This is a genomic window from Acidovorax sp. GW835-FHT14B10, assembly GCF_058793725.1.
In genome coordinates this window covers 1-21728 of record NZ_JBXAGC010000022.1, presented here as the reverse complement: position 1 = coordinate 21728, position 21728 = coordinate 1, and the positions used below count along the sequence as shown (strand labels likewise).

Genomic DNA, 21728 nt, shown 5'->3' with positions numbered 1-21728 from the left:
TTTCATACAAGTCTATGCCAGTGTGTCAAACCCTGCAATCGCGCTTTCCACCTCCCACCAATGCGCTCATCTTTTATAGCGTCCGCATCAGGGTTTTTACGGACTCCAAGACTCACTCCAGCATATCGAAGCCCTGGGCCTCCACCGCCATGAAAGCCCGCGTGAACTGGGCCAGTGCAGCATAAAACCGGGCCGCCGGCTGCCCCTGCAGGGCATCGCACAACTGCAGGATCCAGGGTTGCAGGTGTGCCGCAAAAAAATCACGTTGCACCGTCAGGTTGCAGACAGCCATGTCGTCGCCCGCGATCAGGTAGCGCATCACCTCGCACAGGCAGGCCACATGGTCTTCGGTTTCCGACATCGCTTCTGCGCGCGCCAGGCCCAGCGCCGCAAGGTCACTGCGCAAGCGCACCAGCGGCTTTTCGTTCAGGAATCCGCTCAGGTAGTGCGAACCATACAAGAACACCTCGGGCTTGCCCACACCGCCGAACAGGCGATCAAACTCTGCGGCAATGGCCGCATCGCTGTGGGCCCGTGCGGCGCCCACCAGCTGCTGCCAGGGCTCTTGCAGAAAGCCGCCCTCCATGGGGGCTTCGGTGACGGCCACGCGCAGCGCGGCCAGGGATTCCGGCGTGGGCCTGGCGTAGTACAGCTGCGCCAGCAACCCATACACCTCGGCGCGCGCGGTTTCTTCGTCCAGCGCCGAGCTGCCGGCCGCGTTCAGGGAAAGGGAATCGCTCACAGATCGGTCACTTTCGTTTCGCTTTGGGAGGAATACAGGTCGATCACGCGGCAGTCGCTGCACATCTTCAGCCGCTCCAGCGCCTCGCCCTGGAACATGGGGTGGCCCGACAGCTTGCCCAGCATGGCCTCGATGGCCTTGACGGTGCCAAAGGGTTTGCTGCAGCGCACGCAGGCCCAGGGCTTGGCCTCGTTGAGCACACGCAGTTGTGCACGCTCCGGCGCCAGCAGCAGGCGCGGCTGCAGGGTGATGGCGTCTTCCGGGCAGGTGGTGGCGCACAGGCCACACTGCACGCAGTTCTTTTCGATGAAGCGCAGTTGCGGCAGCTGCGGGTTGTCCTGCAGCGCACTGGCGGGGCAGGCGCTCACGCAGCTCAGGCACAGGGTGCAGCGGTCCTTGTTGACTTCGATGGTGCCCAGGGGGGATCCCACGGCCGGCAAGGCGATGGCCTCTGGGCGTGCTGCCACGGGCATCGGGGCCTGCTCGATGAGGTGGTCGAGCGCCATCTCCAGCGTGCTGCGCTTTTCTTGCGCCACCGCAAAACGTGCGGCCACGGCCGGGGTCTTCTGGCGCGTCTGGCCCAGGGACTGCAATGCGGCGTCCAGCTCGGTGGGGTGCGTGGCGCGCAGCAGCTGCACATGCGTGCCGGTGTAGCCCAGGCCCCGCAGAATGGCTTGCGCCACATCCATTTGCGCCTGCAGACCATCGAGGTACTGCGGCGCCTCTTCGTGCGTCGTCAGCACCACCACCTGCGAGGCGCCGTAGGCAATGGCGCCGAGCCACAGGTCCACGCCGGTGCTGGCCGTGTGCCACAGCGCCACCGGGATCACGTGGGCGGGCATGCCCTGCGCCAGCTTCAGTTGCGCGGCACGCCCCAGTTCCTCCACCAGCGCCTGGCCGCGCTCCTGGCTGTGCAGCAGCAGCACGGCGTCCTTGCCGCCTGCGGCGGTGTAGGTGGACAACAAGGTCTTGAACCTGGTGCCCTGCTCCACAGCGCTGGGGTAGGCATAGGTCAGCGCGCCCGTGGGGCACACGGTGGTGCAGGCGCCGCAGCCCACGCACAGGTTGGGGTTCACCTTGATCTGCTGGCGGCCCTTGTCGCTGGCTATCGCCTCGGCCGAGCAGATGTCCACGCAGGCGTTGCAGCCCACGGTTTCGTTGCGGCTGTGGGCGCAGAGCTTTTGTTTGTAGGCAAAGAATCGGGGCTTCTCGAATTCCCCCACCAGTTCGCGCAGTTGGAGCAGGGCCGACAGGTCGCGACCATCCCATCGGAAATAGCCCTGCGGCAGCGCGTGCTGCAGGAAAGTGGGCGTGGCCGTGGGTGAGCGCAGGTCCAGCACCAGGTCAAAGCGCTCGGTCTGCACGGCGGCATCGCGCGTGAAGTCGATGGCACCGGCCACCTGGCACACCTTCACGCAGGCGCGGTGCGACTGGCAGGCGGCCATGTCGATCTGGTAGTCGAGGCCAATGGCGTTCTCGGGGCAGGCCGCCACGCAGGCATTGCAGCGCGTGCACAGATCGAGGTCGATGGGGTTGTCGGCCTTCCATTGCAGCTCGAACGCGCCCAGCCAGCCGGTGAGGCCCGTGATGCGCCCGCCCAGCACCGGAAAGCGCCGTGCCTGCGCGCCACCGGCGTTGCCAGGGCCCTGCGTGAACAGGGTCACATCCAGCACGTCCGACACCAGGGCCGCCGCCTGCTCGGCCTGATCGAGCGGGCCGATGATGAGCAGGCGGCCCGTGCTCTTGTAGGTCACCGTGGGCACGGGCGGCGGGTCGGGCAGCCGGGCGGCCGCCAGCAGCGCGGCGATCTTGGGGCTGGCCTGGGCGGCATCGCGGCTCCAGCCACCGGTTTCGCGGATGTTCACAAACCGGATGGGAGACACCGCCCGTTCGGTCTGCTGGCCCAGGTCGCCAAACAGGCGCTGCTCTTGCGTGCAGGCCACCACCACATCGTCACCCGACTGGATGGCCTTCTGGAAGGCAGCCGCATCGCGCCGGCACAGGGTGGAGTGGAGGGTCAGGTCTTCATGCAGTGCCGCGCCCAACGCCTTCGCGTTGAGGGGCATCGTCTGGTTGCAGTCGCAAATGAGCGTCGTGGTCATGTTCTGTGTGGCTGGCTGGCATGGCCACCGCTTCCTCTGCGGAGCGGGTGACCATCCCAAGCTCGCTGGAGAGGTCGCTAGGAATAGCGTTGCATACCCCGGACTGTGCCACGTTTGGGGGTGTCTCACCCTCGGCATCATCCCGAGGCTGAACAATGGCAGGGGCTCTTGCATCTGCTTGCGCGTCTGCGGTGGCGCCGTCCACCAGCGCACCGGGCGATGCCTCGGCGTCGGCCTTCTTCTCATGGTCAAAGAAGCCCATCGCATGGGCGCTGGCCATGTCTCGCAGCATCCCGGCGGGCAGCGGATCGGGCTGGGTGTAATCGCCAACGTAAATATCGAGGCCATCCATCACATTGAAGTGCGGATCGGCAAACAACTTCTTCATGGCCAGATTGCGCACTTCGGGCGAGACGGCACGGTCCACAAAGGGCTTGAAGTCAGAGGCGGGGGTGAGGGCCTCCGCATCCGACAAAGTGGGCGGTGGCGGCGCATCCGGGGCGGAGGCTGTGGGTGCGGCGGGGGCTGCTCCAGCAGCAGCCGGAGCGGGCACGGGTGCGAGGTTTTCCACCTGCGGGGCTGGCGCGGGCGGCGGCGGGTCCTGCACGGGCTTGCCCGCCAGCACATCCTGCTTGCGGCGCGACCAGCGCCCGAGGAATCCATCAGCCATGGCCGGCCCCTCCTCCACCGCCGCCACGCTGCTTTTCGGTGGACACGGAGGCCGGATTGCCAAACCGGTCCTGCAGTGGCCGGAAGCTGTCGGGGCGCTTGCGGCGCTTGGGCTCGGGCTGGTAGTGCTCGGCCACGAAGACGCGCAGGGCCTCCACCACCTCGGGCGCCGCAGGCACCTGTTCCACGGTTTCCTGCGCGTCCAGCCAGCGGCCCGCGTCGTGGTAGCTCAGACTCACTTCGACCGGGCGGGCCAGCGGGATCTCGCCGGTGCCGGGGTCTTCATCGCGGCGCCACATCACAAACCAGCAGGGGGCTGGCGAACTGAGATTCAGGTGGTAGCCCTCGGCGTCGTCGCGGAACAGCTCCACGCGAAAGCCCGGGAACAGCCAGCGCTGCTCGCGCTCGTCCTGGATGATCTGGCGCGGCTCGGCGCCAAAGCCGGGCTCGTTGATCACCACCTCGGCCAGCGACCACCGCCAGGGCTGCCAGCGGTTGTCGATGTGCTCGCAGCGCATGATCACGGCAACGTCGGTGTAGGGGCGCTCAGTCATGGACGCAGACTTTACCCCGGAGCCGCGCCATCGGCGGCAATGCCCGTAGAACCTGCTCACCGTCAGCTTGCAGCCCCTTCCAGCACGTCCACCGCCACCGCGCAGTACTTGAACTCCGGGATCTTGCCGAACGGGTCCAGCGCCGCGTTGGTCAGCAGATTGGCCGCCGCCTCCACGTATGCAAACGGCATGAACACCGTGCCACGCGGCGTGCCGTCGTCACGGCGCACGCGCACCTGCACCATGCCGCGCCGCGAGCGAATGTCCACCAGCGCCCCAGGCGCCACGCCCAAGCGCGCCAGCTCGTCGCCATGCAGCGATGCGGTGGCCATGGGCTCGATGGCATCGAGCACGGTGCTGCGCCGCGTCATGCTGCCGGTGTGCCAGTGCTCCAGCTGGCGGCCGGTGATGAGCACCAGGGGATAGTCAGCGTTGGGCGTTTCGGCCGCAGGGATCACGCTGGCGGGCACCAGCTGCAGGCGCCCCGTGGGCGTCGGAAATTTTTCGGTGAAGACGATGGGTTGGCCCGGGTCGCCTTCGGTGAGGCAAGGATAGGTCACGCTGGAATCGCGCTCCAGCCGCTCCCAGGTGATGCCCTCGATGCTGGCGTGCATGGCCTGGCGCATCTCGTCGTACACGGCGGCCACGCCCGACTCGTCGCCTTCGTAGTTCCACGCCAACCCCATGCGTGCGGCGATCTGCTGGATGATCCACAAGTCCGGTTGGGCATCTCCGGGCGGATTCAACGCGCGGCGGCCCATCTGCACCATGCGGTCGGTGTTGCTGGCGGTGCCGGTCTTCTCGGGCCAGGCGCTGGCGGGCAGCACCACGTCGGCCAGCCAGGCGGTTTCGGTCAGGAAAATGTCTTGCACCACCAGATGCGACAGGCTGGCCAGCGCATGGCGCGCGTGGTTCAGGTCGGGGTCGCTCATGGCGGGGTTCTCGCCCATGATGTACATGCCGTGCACCTTGTGCGGGTCGCTGTCATCGGCCAGGGCCTTGTGCATGATCTCGACCACGGTGTAGCCGGGCGCTTCATCCAGCTTGGTACCCCAGAAATTCTCAAACCAGGCGTGTGCCCCGGCGTTGTCCACGCGCTGGTAGTTGGGGAACATCATGGGGATGAGCCCCGCGTCGCTCGCGCCCTGCACGTTGTTCTGGCCGCGCAGCGGGTGCAGGCCCGAGCCGGGCTTGCCGATCTGGCCGGTGACGGCGCACAGGGCGATCAGGCAGCGCGCATTGTCGGTGCCGTGCACATGCTGGCTCACGCCCATGCCCCAGAGGATCATGGCGGACTTGGCGTTGGCGAAGGCGCGCGCCACCTCGCGCAGCGTTTCGGCCGGAATGCCGCACACCGGGGCCATGGCCTCGGGGCTGCAGTCCATCACGTTGGCCTTGAGCGCCTCGAAGTTGTTCGCGCGATCACGGATGAAGGCCTCATCCACCAGGCCCTCGTCGATCACCGTGTGGATGAGCGCGTTGAGCATGGCCACATCGGTGTCGGCCTTGAACTGCAGGGTGCGCCAGGCGTGGCGGCCGATGTCGGTCACGCGCGGGTCGGCCAGGACGATCCTGGCGCCGCGTTGTGCGGCATTTTTCATCCAGGTAGCGGCCACCGGGTGGTTGGCCGTGGGGTTGGAGCCGATCACGAAGATCAGCCCGGCATGCTCCACGTCCTTGACCGGGTTGCTCACCGCGCCCGAGCCCACGCCTTCGAGCAGCGCGGCCACGCTGGAGGCATGGCACAACCGCGTGCAATGGTCCACGTTGTTGCTGCCGAAACCCGTGCGCACCAGCTTCTGGAACAGGTAGGCCTCTTCGTTGCTGCCCTTGGCCGAGCCGAAGCCCGCCAGCGCCTTGGGGCCGTGCGTGTCACGCAGGTTTTTGAGCGTACCTGCGGCCAAGTCCAAGGCCTCATCCCAGGTCGCTTCGCGGAAGGTGTCACGCCAGTCGGCACCGTAGGGCATCACCTCTTTCGGCACACCAGGCTTGCGGATCAGCGGCATGGTCAGGCGATCGGGGTGGTGGGCGTAGTCGAAACCGAAGCGCCCTTTCACGCACAGGCGGCCCCGGTTGGCCGGACCGTCGCGGCCTTCGACGCTGATGATCTTTTCATCGCGCACGTTGTAGGTGATGAGGCAGCCCACGCCGCAGAAGGGGCAGACCGAATCGACCTTGCGGTCCACTTTTTGCGAACCGATGTGCGTCTTGGGGCTGAGCGCGCCGGTGGGGCAGGCCTGCACACATTCGCCGCAGGCCACGCAGGTGCTCTCGGCCATCGGATCGTCGAGGTCGAACACGATCTTGCTGTCCGCCCCGCGCAGCGCGTAGCCGATCACATCGTTGACCTGTTCCTCGCGGCAGGCGCGCACGCAGCGGTTGCACTGGATGCAGGCGTCGAGGTTGACCGCCATCGCGGGGTGGCTCAAGTCGGGCGCGGGCTGCTCGCGGCGCAGGGCTTTGAGCGCCGGACGCACGGCCACGCCCAGGCGGTTGGCCCAGGCGCTCAGCTCACCATGCTGGCCCACCGCTGGTGCGGTTTTTGAATCAGATTGGCCTCTAGCGATTGATTTACATGCACTACCAGCTATCAATTCAGGGCTATCTTCTCCGACGTCGTTCCATTGGTAGCCCGAATCCGGCATGTCCGACAGCAGCATCTCCACCACCATCTGCTGGCTCTTGCGGGCGCGCGGGCTGGTCGCCTGCACCCTCATGCCTTCGGTCGGTGCGCGGCAGCAGCTGGGGGCCAGCGTGCGCTCACCCGCGATCTCGACCACGCAAGCGCGGCAGTTGCCGTCGGGGCGCAGGCCATCGGTGTAGCAAAGATGGGGGATATCCACGCCGTGGCGCTGCGCGGCTTTCAGGATGGTTTCGCCGGGGTGGGCCGTAACCGGCTGGCCGTCCAGCTCGAACGCCACGCCAGGCTGCTCAGCAGCAGAAGTCAACACGGCGCTCATGGCTTCAAACCTCCGGGCAGTTGTTCGATGAGGGGGCTGTTGCGCGGCTTGGGCAGATCGCCCGGCCAGGGTCCCTCGCCCACTTCGTGCGGGAAGTACTTGTGGATGCAGCGGATCGGATTGGGCGCGGCCTGCCCCAGCCCGCAAATCGATGCATCGGCCATCACCTGGGCCAGGTCGTCCAGCAGGTCGGCGTTCCACTGCGGCGCCTCCATCAGCGTGGCGGCCTTGGCCGTTCCCACGCGGCAGGGCGTGCACTGGCCGCAGCTTTCGTGCGCGAAGAAACGCATCACGTTCAGCGCCGCATCGCGCGCCCGGTCGTGCTGGCTGAGCACGATGACGGCGGCCGAGCCGATGAAGCAGCCGTAGGGCTGCAGCGTGTCGAAGTCCAGCGGAATCTGGTTCAGGTGGGCGGGCAGGATGCCGCCCGAGGCGCCGCCGGGCAGGTAGGCGTAGAGCTGGTGGCCGTCCAGCATGCCGCCGCAGTATTCGTCGATGAGCTCCTGCACCGTGATGCCCGCCGGCGCGAGCTTCACGCCCGGATGCTTCACACGCCCGCTCACGCTGAAGCTGCGCAGCCCCTTGCGGCCGTGGCGGCCAAAGCTGGCAAACCACTGAGGCCCGCGCTCCACGATGTCGCGCACCCAGTACAGTGTCTCGAAGTTGTGCTCCAGCGTGGGTCGGCCGAACAGGCCCACCTGCGCGATGTAGGGCGGGCGCATGCGCGGCTCGCCGCGTTTGCCTTCGATGCTCTCGATCATGGCCGACTCTTCGCCGCAGATGTACGCGCCCGCGCCGCGCCGCAGCTCAATGTGCGGCAAGGGGCATGGCGGCTGGGTGTGCAGGTCGTCGAGCGCCGCCTGCAGCAGCGCGCGGCAGCCGTGGTATTCGTCGCGCAGGTAGATGTAGACCGCCTCCGTGCCCACCACCTGGGCGGCGATGAGCACGCCTTCCAGGAAGCGGTGCGGGTCGCGTTCGAGGTAGGTGCGGTCCTTGAAGGTACCGGGCTCGCCCTCGTCGATGTTGACGGCCATCAGGCGCGGGGTTGCTTGCTCCCGGACAATCCGCCACTTCCGCCCGGCGGGGAAGCCCGCCCCGCCCAGGCCGCGCAGGCCCGAATCCTCCATGGCGGTGAGCACGGCGTCGACGGGCATCTCGCCGTTGGCCAGCGCCGCTGCCAGCTGGTAACCGCCGTGGGCGCGGTAGGTAGCCAGGTCGGTGTGGGCGGGACTGATGTCGTACGGCAGCATGGGCACACTGGCTTCCGCCAACGCCGAAATATCAAAATTGATAGCATCCAGCGTTCGTGGATGAAGCGCCAGGGACCGATTGGGCTTACTACTCACCACAGCCATCACGGCATCCACCGTGGCGCGGGGCACCGGGCACTGGTGCACCACGGCCACGGGCGCCTGCTCGCAGCGGCCCACGCAGGGCACAGCCTGCACCTGCACGTCGCCCTGCCCGGCCGCACGCAGGCGCTCGGGCAGCGCGGCCAGCAATTCGCGCGCACCGGCCATGCTGCAGCCCAGGCTGTCGCACACGCGCAGCACCAGGCGCGGTGCCTGGGCCTGGTCGCCGCGCACGATCTCGAAGTGGTGGTAGAAGCTGGCCACTTCGTACACCTCGGCCATGGGCAGATCCATCTGCTTTGCCAGCGCCACCAGGTGCCGGTCATGCAGCACGCCGAAGTGGTCGTTCAGGCGGTGCAGGTACTCGATGAGCCAATCCTGCCGAAAACCCGTGGCCGGGCGCGGGCCCAGCAGTTGCGCCACCTCGGCCAAGGCCGCGTCCTCGGGCTGGCGACCCTTGAGGCGGCTTTTGCGGCGGATGCGCTCGCGCATGTCGTTGACCGACACGGCGGCCACGGTGGGGGTTTCAGGGGCAAGATGCATGGACCGGGGGCGTGGAGACGTTGTTTTGTATAAAGGCGCCGGCACAGGGCGCACGGGCCACCGCAGTGTCGACCACTGCGGCCGCGTGCGTCAAATTGCCGATGCACATGGGTCGATCACAAAAACAAATGAAACGCCCGAAAATGGGGCGACCCGCGAATCACCCACGGCCACCCACCTCCCTGCGGTCAGTGGGCGGCCAGCAGCCCGCTGTGCTCGGCAACGTGCTGCAACCAGTCAGCATCCTGCGCCAGCGCCAGCGCGGCGTCCAACGCACGCGTGGGCTGCACCTGGCGGTGCGACATGAATCCGATGGGCGTGGTCAGCAAAGGGCCGGTCAGCGGCAGCGCCTCCAGCCCGTCATGGCCGCGCACGGCATCCACCAGCGCGCCGGGCAGCACGCTGCACACACCGCCCGCCACCACGCTCAGGGCCAAGGTCAGAACAGAATCTGTTTCCATCGCCGGGCATACCGTGGCGCCTGCGCTGCGAAAGGCGCCATCGACCAGGCTGCGGTTGTGCATCTCGGGTGTGAGCAGGCACAGCGGCAGCGCCGCCGCATCGGCCCAGCCCATGGGCCTGCCCATCTGCAACCCGCGCACCTTTCCCTTGGGCAGACGCGGCGCCCGGCGCAGCAGAAAATAGTGCTCCACATACTGAGGCCACGCCCTGAACTGGCCGCCGCGCGCGGGCATGCGCTCGGTGTAGCCCAGAGCAAGGTCGAGCGAAATACTCTCCAACCCTGTCTCCAGCGCCTGTGAGCTCATCGACAGAACCACCGGCACGATGCCCGGGTGCCGCGCCTGCAATTGCGCCGCAAACCGCGCCAGGATGGGCATGGCGGTGGGCACGGCGCCCAGGCGCAGCGTGCCACGCGGGTGGGCAGCGTCGCTGGAGAGATCCTGCTGCAACACCTGGCGCTCGTGCAGCATGCGCTGCGCCGTGGCCAGCACCCGCTCGCCCTCGGGCGTGAAGCCTTCAAAACTGCGCCCCCGGCGCACTACCACCACCCCGAACTCCTTCTCCAAGGAGCGCAGGGCGTTGGACAACGCCGGCTGCGTGATGTGGCAGGCCTGTGCTGCCCGGCCAAAGTGCCGGTGCTCGTGCAGCGCGACCAGGTAGCGCAGGGACGCGAGCAGGTTCATGGGGCAGTACGGCGCCTGGCGGAGATCAGGTGTTCTTGCTGATCGAGATCGTTGGGAACTTGCTGGAGAAGTCTTTCGCCTGCCGGGCGATCTTCACCGCCACGTCGCGCGCCACCTTCTTGTAGATCCTGGCCACGTCGCCATCGGGGTCGGCCACCACCGTGGGCTTGCCACTGTCGGCCTGCAGGCGGATGCTCATGTCGAGCGGCAGCGCGCCCAGATAGTCCATACCGTACTCGGCCGCCATCTTCTTGCCGCCATCGGCGCCAAAGATGTGCTCGACCTGGCCACAGTTGCTGCACACATGCACGGCCATGTTCTCGACGATGCCCAGGATGGGCACGCCCACCTTCTCGAACATCTTGATGCCCTTCTTGGCATCGAGCAGGGCGATGTCCTGGGGCGTGGTCACGATCACGGCGCCCGTCATGGGAACGCGCTGGGAGAGCGTGAGCTGGATGTCACCGGTGCCGGGCGGCATGTCGATGATGAGGTAGTCGAGGTCTTTCCAGTTGGTCTGGCGCAGCAGCTGCTCCAGCGCCTGGGTGGCCATGGGGCCGCGCCAGATCATGGCCTCGTCCTGGTCCACCAGGAAGCCGATGGACATGACCTGCACGCCATAGTTCTCCAGGGGCTCCATGGTCTTGCCATCGTCGCTTTCGGGGCGGCGATTGATGCCCAGCATCATGGGCTGGCTGGGGCCGTAGATGTCGGCATCGAGCACGCCCACGCTGGCGCCCTCGGCGGCCAGCGCCAGGGCCAGGTTGGCGGCCGTGGTGCTCTTGCCCACGCCGCCCTTGCCCGAAGCCACGGCAATGATGTTCTTGACCTGCGGCAGCAGCTGCACACCGCGCTGCACCGCATGGGCCACCACTTTGGTGGTGATGTTGACCGACACGTTTTCGACCCCCGCCACGCCCTTGGCGGCGGCCACCAGGCTGCGGCGCAGCTCGGGCACCAGGCTCTTGGCGGGGTAGCCCAGCTCTACATCAAAGGCCACATCGCCGCCGGTGATCTGCACATTGCGCAGAGCGCGGGTGCTGACGAAATCCTGGCCTGTGTGGGGGTCCAGCACGCTGGAAAGTGCGGCCAAGAGGCCCTGTTCGGTGACTGCCATTCAATAAACTCCAGAAGAGGCCGGTAGTCTATCCAAGCGCTGTTCCCCCGTTGCCTGAAGGACAATGCGCACGCCCCGTCGCAGTCGGCGCCCCGTGAAACCGAAAGAAAAGGACCTCCGTGAAATTCAAGATGGCCGAGAAATCCCTGTTTGCCCTGCTGCTGCGCTCGCCGTGGTGGGTCAGCTTCGTGGTGGTGGGCGCCATCGTCCTGGCGGCAGGTGCGCTGCTGCCCAGGGAGTATTTCGTGGTGGGTGCGCTGGCCGGCTTTCCCATCTTCGTGGTGGGCTGTCTTGCCGCCTGGAAGCAGCTGCGCGCGCCCAACCCAGCCCAACTGACCGGAATGCTCGACGCAGCGGCCCGCATGCCCTGGCGTGACTTCGCCGATGCGCTCGTGGCCGCCTGGACGCGCGCGGGCTACACCGTGGAGCGCCTGCCAGGCACCGCTGCCGCCGATTTCTGCCTGGCGAAGAACGGCAGCACCACGCTGGCCAGTGCCCGCCGCTGGAAAGCCGCCACCCATGGCGTGGAGCCGCTGCGCGAACTGCGCGCCGCCATGGACCAGCGCGGCGCTCCCACGGGCCTGTATGTGCTGGCGCAGGGCGGCCTGAGCGACAACGCCCGGCTGTATGCGCGCGACAACGGCATCACCATCGTGCAGGACACCGCCCTGGCCGCGCTGCTGCTCGCCAAAGCCTGAGCCAGCGCCCCGCACAAGCCGACCCGCCGCACCATGCCGACCGCCCCCCCCTCGCCCCGCACAGGCCTGCTCCTCACCGGGGGCGGAGCACGGGCCGCTTACCAGATGGGCGTGCTCGAAGCCATTGCCGACCTGCGCCACGCCTGCGGCGCCAGCCGCCAGCCCAATCCGTTTCCCATCATCACGGGCACCTCGGCGGGGGCCATCAACGCCGCCGCGCTGGCCTGCGGCGCCGATGATTTCGACCGCACCGTGCGCCGCATCGCCCGCGTGTGGCGCCAGTTCCACGCTGGCCAGGTATACGGCGCAGATCCGTTCAGCGTGATGCGCAGCGGCGCGCGCTGGCTCACCCTGGTGTCGCTGGGCTGGGCGCTGGCCCGCTGGCGCCGCCTGCGCCCGCGCTCGCTGCTGGACAATGCGCCGCTCGAAAAACTGCTGGGCAAGATGGTGCCGCTCATGCGCCTGCCCCGGCTGATGCACAAAGGTCACCTCACGGCACTGGCGGTCACGGCATCGAGCTACAGCTCGGGCGAGCATGTCACTTTTTTCCAGGTGGCCGACGGTGAGCAGCCCTGGGTGCGCTCGCAGCGCAAGGCGGTGCGCACCCGCATCACGCACGAGCACCTGCTGGCGTCTTCGGCCATTCCCTTCGTCTTTCCGGCCAAGGGCCTCGCCATCAATGGCCACACCGAATACTTTGGCGACGGCTCCATGCGCCAGTCGGCTCCCATCGCCGCGGCGATCCACCTGGGGGCCGAGCGTGTGCTGGTCATCGGCGCGGGCCGCATGCACGAGCCCCGGGGCGACAGCGCCGCCACGCCCTCGCCCGGGTACCCATCGCTGGCGCAGATTGCCGGGCATGCGCTGTCCAATATCTTTCTGGATGCGCTGTCGGTCGATGTGGAGCGGGTCAAACGCATCAACCAGACGCTGTCGCTCATCTCCGAGGACAAACGCTCCCACAGTGCGCTGCGGCCCATCGAACTGCTGGTGATTGCCCCCTCGCAGCGGCTCGACGCCATAGCGGCCCGCCATGTGGGCGACCTGCCCGGTCCCGTGCGCGCCATGCTGGGCGCGCTGGGCGTGACATCGAACATGGCCGATGTGCGCGGCGCGGCGCTGGCCAGCTACCTGCTGTTCGAACGGGGCTACACCCAGGAACTGATGGCCCTGGGCCGCAAGGACACCCTGGCCCGGCGGGCCGAGGTGTGCCACTTCTTTGGCTGGAAGGACACGGGCGCCGAACTGCGCACCCGCCCATACACCTGACGCCGGGTCTGCATCCCAGAGCGCCTAAAATTGCGGGTTCCGCCCGAGAAAGCCGCTTCCATGACGTCCTCCGCACGCAAACTCTTCGTCACCACCGCCCTGCCGTATGCCAACGGCAACTTCCACATCGGCCACATCATGGAATACATCCAGGCCGACATCTGGGTGCGCACGCAGCGGCTGCTGGGCAACGCGGTGAACTTCGTCGGCGCCGACGACACCCACGGCGCGCCCATCATGATCGCCGCCGAAAAAGCCGGCAAGACACCGCAGCAGTTCGTGGCCGACATTGCCGCCGGCCGCAAGCAGTACCTGGACGGCTTTCACATCGAATTCGACAACTGGCACAGCACGGACGCCCCCGAAAACCACCAGCTCGCGCAAGATATCTACCGCGACCTCAAGGCCAACGGCCTGATCGAGACGCGCACCATCGAGCAGTTCTTCGACCCCGAGAAGAACATGTTCCTGCCCGACCGCTTCATCAAGGGCGAATGCCCCAAGTGCCACGCCAAGGACCAGTACGGCGACAACTGCGAGGTCTGTGGCGCCGTGTATGCGCCCACCGACCTGGTCAACCCCTACTCGGCGCTCTCGGGCGCCAAGCCGGTGCTCAAAAGCTCGGAGCATTTCTTCTTCAAGCTGTCCGACCCGCGCTGCGTGGCCTTTCTGGAAGAGTGGACGCAAAACGGCCGCCTGCAACCCGAAGTGGCCAACAAGGTGCGCGAATGGTTCACCGTGCGCACCAACCCCGACGGCACGACCAGCGAGGGCCTGGGCGACTGGGACATCTCGCGCGATGCACCCTATTTCGGCATCGAGATCCCCGACGCGCCGGGCAAATACTTCTACGTGTGGCTCGACGCACCCATTGGCTACCTAGCCTCGTTGAAAAACCTGCTGACCAAGCGCGGTGAAGATTACGAGGCCTACATGGCCGACCCGCAGCTGGAGCAGTACCACTTCATCGGCAAGGACATCGTCACCTTCCACACCCTGTTCTGGCCCGCCACGCTGAAATTCAGCGGACGCAAGGTGCCTGACTCGGTGTTCGTGCACGGCTTCCTCACGGTGAACAACGGTGAGAAGATGAGCAAGAGCCGCGGCACGGGCCTGGACCCGCTCAAGTACCTGGGCCTCGGTATGAACGCCGAATGGCTGCGCTACTACCTGGCCACCAAGCTGAGCAGCCGCAACGAGGACATCGACTTCAACGCCGACGACTTCATGGCCCGCGTCAACAGCGACCTGATCGGCAAGTACATCAACATCGCCAGCCGGGCGGCCGGCTTCATCGCCAAACGCTTCGGTGGCCAGCTTGGTGAAGTGTCGGCCGATGGCGATGCGCTGCTGGACCACCTGCGCACCGTGGCGCCGTCGATCATCGAGCTGCTGGCCGAGCGCGAATATGGCAAGGCCCTGCGCGAGACCATGCTGCTGACCGACCGCGTCAACGCCTACGTGGACCAGAACAAACCCTGGGAGCTGGCCAAGCAAGAGGGCATGGAAGGCCGCCTGCAGGACGTGTGCACCACCTGCATCGAGGCCTTCCGCCTGCTCACCATCCTGCTCAAGCCCGTGCTGCCCGCGCTGGCCGCGCAGGTCGAGGCCTTCCTCAAGGTGCCGCCCTTCTCCTTTGCCGACGCCGCCACCATGCTGGGCAAGGGCCATGGGATCGGCGAATACAAGCACCTGATGCAGCGCGTGGATGCCAAGCAGCTGGAAGCATTGTTTGAGCCCCCAGCGCAGGCAGCGGCTGAAACCGCAGCACCCGGCGGCGAGGAACTGGCCCCCACCATCACCATCGATGACTTCACCAAGGTCGACCTGCGCATTGCGCTGATCGTGCACTGCGAGGCCGTGGAAGGCTCGACCAAGCTGCTGCGCCTGACGTTGGACGTGGGTGAGGGCACCGACCCGCAGGGGAATCCCGTCACGCGCAATGTCTTCAGCGGCATTGCCAGCGCCTACCAGCCCGCCGACCTGATCGGCAAGCACACCGTGATGGTGGCCAATCTGGCGCCGCGCAAGATGAAGTTTGGCGTGTCGGAAGGCATGGTGCTGGCCGCCAGCCATGGCGACGAAAAGGCCAACCCCGGCATCTACGTGCTCAACCCCTGGCCCGGCGCCACGCCCGGCATGCGCGTGCGCTGAAAGCGGCCCGTCTTATGCGCAGTCTGGCCTGTACCCTGGTGAGCGCCTTGCTGCTACCGCAGTTGCTGGCCGGCTGCACGGTGGTGGCGGTGACCACCACGGCCGTCAGCGTCACGGCCACCGCCGTGGGCCTGGCGGCGGATGCTGCCGTGGGCACGGCCAAGGTGGTGGGCAAGGGCGTGGGAATGGCCGTCGATGCCATGTCCAGTGACGGGGCAGCGGCAGACAACAGCGGCATCACGATCAGGGAATCCATCCGCCCGGCGCCCGGAGCGCAATCCGCACCACCCGCTCTGCCGGACCCACAGCCCCAGTCAAATCCGCCCCCGCTCACTCCCCGGTATAGCGCCCCGGCCGGTGGCTGATCCACAAAAAACCGCTCATCACCAGAACCGCCAGCACCGAATACGCCACCCGTTCCCCCGGCACGACGAACAGCGCCAGCAGCACCACGGTGCCGTCGATCATCATCTGCACCTTGCCGGCGCGCATGCCGTAGCGGCTTTGCAGGTACAGCGACACCACCGTGGCCCCACCCAGGCTGGAGCGGTGGCGCGCCAGAAACAGGCAGCCCGTGCCCAGCAGCAGCCCGCCCAGCAACGATGCGAACAGCGGGTTCAGGTAGTCCACATGCATCACATGCGGGAACAGCTCGGTCAGCAGCGACAGCAGGGCCACGCAGACAAAGGTCTTGATCGTGAATTCGCGCCCCATGCGCGTCCAGGCGAACCAGTAAAACGGCAGGTTCACCACAAAGAACAGTTTGCCAAACGAGATGCCCGTGACGTAGTGCAGCAAGAATGCCGCCCCCGCCGTGCCCCCCACCAGCAGACCTGCCTGGTTGAACAGCATGAGCGCCATGGCCACGAACAGCGTGCCGGCAAACAGTGCCTGCACGTCTTCAAACGTGCCGTGGCGCAGGGAAGAAGGCGGAGGGGAGGCGTCAGGCATGGAGGAGTTCACGAGAGGAGTACAAGCAAGCAACGCGCCAAGCCATGGAGCGGCTGACCGCTGCGCCAGCAAGGCCCGCCACAGCATCTTGGGCCAAAAATGCCTGTAGCGCTTATGAAAAAAGCGCATTATGCTATTAATTATATAGCATCAACAAAAAACATGCGCTCGCAGGGCACGACCGCAGCGGTTGTGCTTTGTTACCGGTTCACTACACTGGGCCACCGGCTTTTGCCTTCGCTGGCCACCCGCGCCCCGTCCATCCATGCGTTTCTCGCCTGCCTTTCGCCCCCGCCTGCTCGATGCCCTGCGCGGTTACAGCCGCAGCCGCTGGCTGGCCGACCTGGGTGCGGGCGTTACCGTGGGCATCGTGGCGCTGCCGCTGGCCATGGCGTTTGCGATCGCCAGCGGGCTCAAGCCCGAAGCCGGGCTGTGGACGGCCATCATCGGCGGCTTTCTGATTGCACTGCTGGGCGGCACCAATGTGCAGATCGGCGGGCCGGCAGGGGCGTTCATCGTCATCGTGTATGGCATCGTCGAGCGTTACGGTGTGGCCAACCTGCTGATCTCCACGGCCTGCGCGGGCGTGCTGCTGTTCCTGCTCGGGATGTTCAAGCTCGGCAGCCTGGTGCGCTTCGTGCCGGTGAGCATCGTCATCGGTTTCACCAACGGCATTGCGGTGCTGATTGCGCTGTCGCAGCTCAAGGACTGGGCGGGGCTGGCCATCGACAAGATGCCGGGCAACTTCTTCTCGCAGGTGCACACGCTGGCGCTGCACATCGGCAGCTTCAACCCCCATGCGCTGGCGCTGGGCGCTGCCTGCCTGGGCGGGCTTTTTCTGTGGCCACGCCTGTTCGCGCACGGCTCACCGGTGCTGCGCGTGGCCGAGGGCCACACCGTGCGCCGCTTTGCCCGCATTCCGGCGCCCGTGGTGGCGCTGGTCACGCTCACGGCGCTGGCACGCTGGCTGGAGATGCCGGTCGAGACCATCGGCAGCCAATTTGGCGGCATTCCGCAGCAGCCACCGGCCTTTGCGCTGCCCGATTTTTCGTGGGACACGGTGCGCCTGCTGGTCACACCCACCGTCACCATTGCGCTGCTGGGCGCCATTGAATCGCTGCTGTGCGCGCGCGTGGCCGACCAGGTGGCCACCGACCCGCACTACCGCAAGCACGACCCTAACCAGGAACTCATGGCCCAGGGCGTGGCCAATTTAGTGGTGCCGTTCTTCGGCGGCATGCCGGCCACCGGCACCATTGCCCGCACCGTGACCAACCTGCGGGCAGGCGCCACCAGCCCCATTGCCGGCATGGTGCATGCAGCCACGCTGGCGGTGATCGTGCTGGTGGCCGCGCCGCTGGCGCTGCATATTCCGCTGGCGGTGCTGGCCGGCATCCTGCTGCATGTGGCGTGGAACATGGGCGAGTGGCACGAGTTTGTGCGCCTGCGGCATTTCAGCAACCACTACCGGCTGCTGATGCTGGGCACGTTTTTCCTCACCGTGGTGTTCGACCTCACGGTGGCCGTGGAGGTGGGGCTGGGGCTGGCCTGCGTGCTGTTTGTGCGGCGTATGAGTGCGCTGTTCCGCGCCGAACCCGAGTCCGCGTCCACCCCTGGCACCGATGGCCTCGCCCTGGAGGCTGGCCCCCGTCCCCGCATGGCCTGGCGCCTGCGCGGCGCGCTGTTCTTTGGCGCAGCGGCCAAGATCGACCCCATCGTGCAGGCCATCGAAGCCGGCCCCGACGGCCCCGAAGTGCTGCTGGATGCACGCGACCTGTTCGCGCTCGACACCACCGGCCTCGAAGGCCTGGAACAGATTCTCAAGGCCGTGGGCCAGCGCGGCGGCGTGCTGAGCGTGCTGGATGCGCAAGAGCAGCCGCGCTCGCTGATGGAGCGATCGGGCTTCAGCGCCCGGCTGGCCGAGCAGAACGCGGCGCAGGCGACCGGCACCGGCGTCCACCACAAGAACCGGGAGGAGACACCCCATGCAGGCACAGCACCATGATGTGGTGATCGTCGGCGGCGGGCTGGCCGGTATCGTCACCGCACTCGAGTGCCTGCGTGCCGGCCCGTCGGTCGCCCTGATCGACCGCGACACGCCCGAGCGCCTGGGCGGCCTGGCCCTGTGGGCCTTTGGCGGCATGGCGCTGGTGGGTACGCCGCTGCAGGCGCGCATGAAGATCCCCGACACGCCCGAGCGCGCGCTGGCCGACTGGCTGCGCTTTGGCGAACTGGGCACCGACGATGTGCTGCCCCGCCAGTGGGTCGCGCACTACGTGCAGCATTCGCGCACCGAGGTCTATGACTGGCTGCTGGCCAAGGGCCTGAAGTTCATGCCCGCCGTGAACTGGGTGGAGCGCGGCATGCACGGCAACGGCAACAGCGTGCCGCGCTACCACATCGTCTGGGGCACGTCGCGCGAACTCACGCGCCGCATGATTGCCGCGATGCAAGCGGCGGGCGAGTCGGGCAAAGGGCGGCTCACCTTGCTGCACCGCCACCGCGCCACCGCGCTCGACCTGCAGCAGGGCCGGCCCACCGGCGTGCTGGCGGTGAACGAGGACACCGGCGCCGAGCGGCTGCTCCAGGCCCCCGTGGTGGTGCTGGCCATGGGCGGCATCAACGGCGGCCACGCGCAGACCCGCGCCAACTGGCCCAAGGACCGCCCCCTGCCCGCCACGATGCTCAACGGCGCCCACCCGTTCGCGGACGGCCAGATGCACCACTGGGTGGCCGAAACCTTGAGCGCGCGCATCACCCATGCGGGCGAGATGTGGAACTACGCCGCCGGTTTTCCGCACCCCTTCCCGCATTTCGAGGGGCATGGCCTGTCCGCCATTCCGTGCAAATCGGCGCTGTGGCTCGACCACAGCGGCCGGCGCATCGGCCCCGAGCCGCTGGTGGCCGGTTTTGACACCCACTGGCTGTGCCAGCGCGTGGCGCAACAAGAGAAACCCTGGACCTGGCACCTGCTGAACTGGCGCATCGCGGCCAAGGAGTTCGCTATCTCGGGCGCCGAGCACAACCAGCGCATCCGCGACATGCAGTTCCCCCAGTTCCTCAAGGAAACGCTGCGGGGCAACCACCGGCTGGTGCAACAGATGGCCGCCGAGAGCCGGCATTTCCTGGTGGACGACACGCTGGCCGGCCTGGCCGTCAAGATGAACGCGCTGACCGGCACCCAGGACGTGCAGCCCGCCGTGCTGCAGGCCACGGCCGACGCCTTCGACGCCAACTTTGCCAGGGGCGCCAGGCTGCACAACGACGACCAGATCCGCCGCATCCTGCACGCGCGCCAATGGGGGCCGGACAAGCTGCGCACCTGCGCGCCCGCGCCGCTGCAAACACCCGGCGCGGGGCCCTACATCGCCGTGCAGATGCAGCTCATCACGCGCAAGAGCCTGGGCGGCCTGCAGACCGATCTGTACAGCCGCGTGCTGGACGGTTCCGGCCAGCCCATCGACGGCCTGTACGGCGTGGGCGAGGCCGCGGGCTTTGGCGGCGGTGGCGCCAGTGGCAAGCGCTCGCTCGAAGGCACGTTTTTGCCCGGCTGCATCCTCACCGGCCGCGCCGCCGCGCGTTCCATCACCACGGGCCACGGCCTCTGCTGACCCACCCCCAGGAGACTTCCATGCCCAACGGCGCCCAAGCCTTGATGAAGACCCTGGCCGATGCCGGCGTCGAGGTCTGCTTCACCAACCCCGGCACCAGCGAGATGCACTTCGTCGCCGCCCTCGACAGCGAACCGCGCATGCGCGCCGTACTGGCCCTGTTCGAGGGCGTGGCCACGGGCGCGGCCGATGGTTACGCCCGCATGGCCGGCAAGCCCGCCGCCACGCTCCTGCACCTGGGCTGCGGCCTGGGCAACGGCCTGGCCAACCTGCACAACGCGCGCAAGGGCAAGGTGCCCGTGGTCAACATCGTGGGCGACCATGCCAGCTACCACGTGCCCTACGACGCGCAATTGCAGTCCGACATCGAGACCGTGGCGCGCAATGTCTCGCCCGGTTTCGTGCGCACCGCGCAGAGCACGGCCGCGCTGTGCCAGGATGCCGTGGACGCGATCGCTGCCGCGCGTGGCCTGCCCGGCCAGGTGGCCACGCTGATCCTGCCCGCAGACGTGTCGTGGGGCGAGGGTGGCGTGCCCTGCGCACCACCACCGCCGCCGCGCCCCGCAGCGGCGGACGACGCCACGGTGCAGGCCATCGCCCAGACGCTGCGCGCGGGCCCCAAGGCCGCGCTGCTGCTGGGCGGGCAGGCGCTGCGCGCGCCCGGCCTGCTGGCGGCCGCGCGCATCGCCGCGCACAGCGGCGTGAAGGTGTTCGCCGAGGTGTTTCCGACCCGGTTGGAGCGCGGCGCGGGCCTGCCCCCCGTGGAGCGCATCGCCTACCTGGCCGAGCTGGCCGGGGTGCAGCTCGCCGGTATCGAGCACCTGGTGCTGGTGGACGCCAAGGCACCGGTGTCCTTCTTCGCCTACCCGGGCAAAAAGAGCGACCTCGTACCCGACAGCTGCACCGTGCACACGCTCTCCACCCCCGCGCAGGACGCGGCCGCGAGCCTGGAAAAGCTCGCCCAGGCCCTGGGCGCCGCCCAGGTGCCGCCGGCGCTGCAGCCGCCCGCCCGCCCGGGCCGTCCGCGCGGCAAGCTCACCGCCGAGAAAGTGTGCAAGGCCGTGGGCCACCTGCTGCCCGAGAACGCCATCGTCATCGATGAGGCCATCACCTCGGGGCTGATGCTCGCCCCCTTCACCGCCGGTGCGCCGCGCCACGACCTCATCACGCTCACGGGCGGCGCCATCGGCCAGGGCCTGCCCAACGCCGTCGGCGCGGCCATCGCCTGCCCCGATCGCCAGGTGCTGGCGCTCGTCGGCGACGGCAGCGCGATGTACACCGTCCAGGCGCTGTGGACCATGGCGCGCGAGCAGCTCAATGTCGTTTCCATCATCTTCAACAACGCCTCGTACTCGGTGCTCAACGTGGAGCTGGAGCGCGTGGGCGCCGAGGAGGTGGGTGCCAAGGCCAGATCGCAGCTGGATCTGGCCGGGCCGGTGCTGAACTTCGCCCACCTTGCCCAGGGCATGGGCGTGCACAGCATGCGCACCACCACGGCCGAGGAGTTTGTGCAGGCGCTGGAGCAGGCCCTGGCCACGCCCGGCCCGCACCTGATCGAGGCCATGGTGCCGCAGTCGCTCAGCGGCCTCAAGCGCAGGCTGCTGCCGTGGCTGCTGCGCTCGCTGCCGAGCTTGCCGCCGGCGGTGGCGAGGGCGCTGAAGCGAAAGATTGCGCCTTGAATTTTTGGGCTTTTTTTGCTTACTTGGCTTACGCTGACAGCTATTGTTTTCGTAGTTGGTAGCGTGCGTTTGCTGAGGGCGGAGGCCGGGTCTCGCCCCGGCGGACGAGGTACTTTTAAATCAACCCGCTGTACGGGTTGTCTTTGCCTCGCCAAAGGTGCGCTTTGCGCACGGTGCTCTCG

Annotated in this window: 16 protein-coding genes; 7 read left to right on the top strand and 9 right to left on the bottom strand. The window is 67.5% G+C overall.

From position 1 onward, the window contains the following. Positions 1-112: 112 nt before the first annotated feature. From AC1Q5S_RS16110 to apbC, 8 genes are all read right to left on the bottom strand, one after another. On the bottom strand, positions 113-742 hold the full coding sequence (locus tag AC1Q5S_RS16110; RefSeq protein WP_422202815.1) for a TorD/DmsD family molecular chaperone: 630 nt from the start codon (positions 740-742) through the stop codon (positions 113-115). Continuing rightward, on the bottom strand, positions 739-2808 hold the full coding sequence (locus AC1Q5S_RS16105) for a 4Fe-4S binding protein (protein WP_422202828.1): 2070 nt from the start codon (positions 2806-2808) through the stop codon (positions 739-741). The genes AC1Q5S_RS16110 and AC1Q5S_RS16105 overlap by 4 nt, the downstream gene beginning before the upstream one ends. Then, positions 2768-3514, bottom strand: coding sequence for a DUF3306 domain-containing protein (locus AC1Q5S_RS16100; RefSeq protein ID WP_303833754.1), 747 nt, complete (start codon positions 3512-3514; stop codon positions 2768-2770). Before AC1Q5S_RS16100 ends, AC1Q5S_RS16105 begins: the two co-directional genes overlap by 41 nt. Further along, positions 3507-4067, bottom strand: a complete 561-nt coding sequence (locus tag AC1Q5S_RS16095) for a DUF3305 domain-containing protein (RefSeq protein ID WP_422202816.1) — start codon at positions 4065-4067, stop codon at positions 3507-3509. The genes AC1Q5S_RS16100 and AC1Q5S_RS16095 overlap by 8 nt, the downstream gene beginning before the upstream one ends. Positions 4068-4129: 62 nt before the next feature. After that, positions 4130-7027, bottom strand: a complete 2898-nt coding sequence (fdhF, locus tag AC1Q5S_RS16090) for a formate dehydrogenase subunit alpha (RefSeq protein ID WP_422202817.1) — start codon at positions 7025-7027, stop codon at positions 4130-4132. Further along, positions 7024-8922: an NADH-ubiquinone oxidoreductase-F iron-sulfur binding region domain-containing protein gene (locus AC1Q5S_RS16085; RefSeq protein ID WP_422202818.1), complete on the bottom strand. Its 1899-nt coding sequence runs from the start codon at positions 8920-8922 to the stop codon at positions 7024-7026. Before AC1Q5S_RS16085 ends, fdhF begins: the two co-directional genes overlap by 4 nt. Before the next feature lie 188 nt (positions 8923-9110). After that, a complete protein-coding gene (locus AC1Q5S_RS16080; RefSeq protein ID WP_422202819.1) occupies positions 9111-10067 on the bottom strand; it encodes a LysR substrate-binding domain-containing protein in 957 nt (318 codons plus the stop codon). A 25-nt stretch (positions 10068-10092) separates the two neighbouring features. Then, positions 10093-11184, bottom strand: coding sequence for an iron-sulfur cluster carrier protein ApbC (gene apbC / locus AC1Q5S_RS16075; protein WP_303833749.1), 1092 nt, complete (start codon positions 11182-11184; stop codon positions 10093-10095). A 119-nt stretch (positions 11185-11303) separates the two neighbouring features. Here apbC and AC1Q5S_RS16070 point away from each other — a divergent pair, with 119 nt between their 5' ends. From AC1Q5S_RS16070 to AC1Q5S_RS16055, 4 genes are read left to right on the top strand one after another with little or no spacing between them, the layout of a single operon-like run. Next, complete coding sequence (locus AC1Q5S_RS16070; protein WP_303833748.1) at positions 11304-11882, top strand: restriction endonuclease; 579 nt, start codon at positions 11304-11306, stop codon at positions 11880-11882. Between the two features lie 33 nt (positions 11883-11915). Next, entirely contained in the window at positions 11916-13151 is a 1236-nt protein-coding gene (locus AC1Q5S_RS16065) for a patatin-like phospholipase family protein (protein WP_422202820.1), read from the top strand. A gap of 60 nt (positions 13152-13211) precedes the next feature. Further along, a complete protein-coding gene (gene metG / locus AC1Q5S_RS16060) occupies positions 13212-15305 on the top strand; it encodes a methionine--tRNA ligase (RefSeq protein ID WP_303833746.1) in 2094 nt (697 codons plus the stop codon). Positions 15306-15319: 14 nt separating this feature from the next. Continuing rightward, a complete protein-coding gene (locus AC1Q5S_RS16055; RefSeq protein WP_303833745.1) occupies positions 15320-15670 on the top strand; it encodes a hypothetical protein in 351 nt (116 codons plus the stop codon). Here AC1Q5S_RS16055 and AC1Q5S_RS16050 read toward each other — a convergent pair. Next, a complete protein-coding gene (locus tag AC1Q5S_RS16050; protein WP_303833744.1) occupies positions 15636-16256 on the bottom strand; it encodes a YitT family protein in 621 nt (206 codons plus the stop codon). The genes AC1Q5S_RS16055 and AC1Q5S_RS16050 overlap by 35 nt on opposite strands. Before the next feature lie 265 nt (positions 16257-16521). Between AC1Q5S_RS16050 and AC1Q5S_RS16045 the strand changes: the two genes are divergently transcribed. The 3 genes from AC1Q5S_RS16045 to AC1Q5S_RS16035 are packed head-to-tail and all read left to right on the top strand — an operon-like array spanning position 16522 to position 21546. Next, entirely contained in the window at positions 16522-18261 is a 1740-nt protein-coding gene (locus AC1Q5S_RS16045) for a SulP family inorganic anion transporter (RefSeq protein WP_422202821.1), read from the top strand. Continuing rightward, on the top strand, positions 18242-19867 hold the full coding sequence (locus AC1Q5S_RS16040; RefSeq protein WP_422202823.1) for an FAD-dependent oxidoreductase: 1626 nt from the start codon (positions 18242-18244) through the stop codon (positions 19865-19867). The genes AC1Q5S_RS16045 and AC1Q5S_RS16040 overlap by 20 nt, the downstream gene beginning before the upstream one ends. Before the next feature lie 20 nt (positions 19868-19887). Next, positions 19888-21546 carry an acetolactate synthase large subunit gene (locus AC1Q5S_RS16035; RefSeq protein WP_303833741.1) on the top strand — a complete coding sequence of 553 codons (1659 nt, stop codon included), beginning with the start codon at positions 19888-19890 and terminating at the stop codon, positions 21544-21546. The last annotated feature ends 182 nt before the right edge of the window (positions 21547-21728 follow it).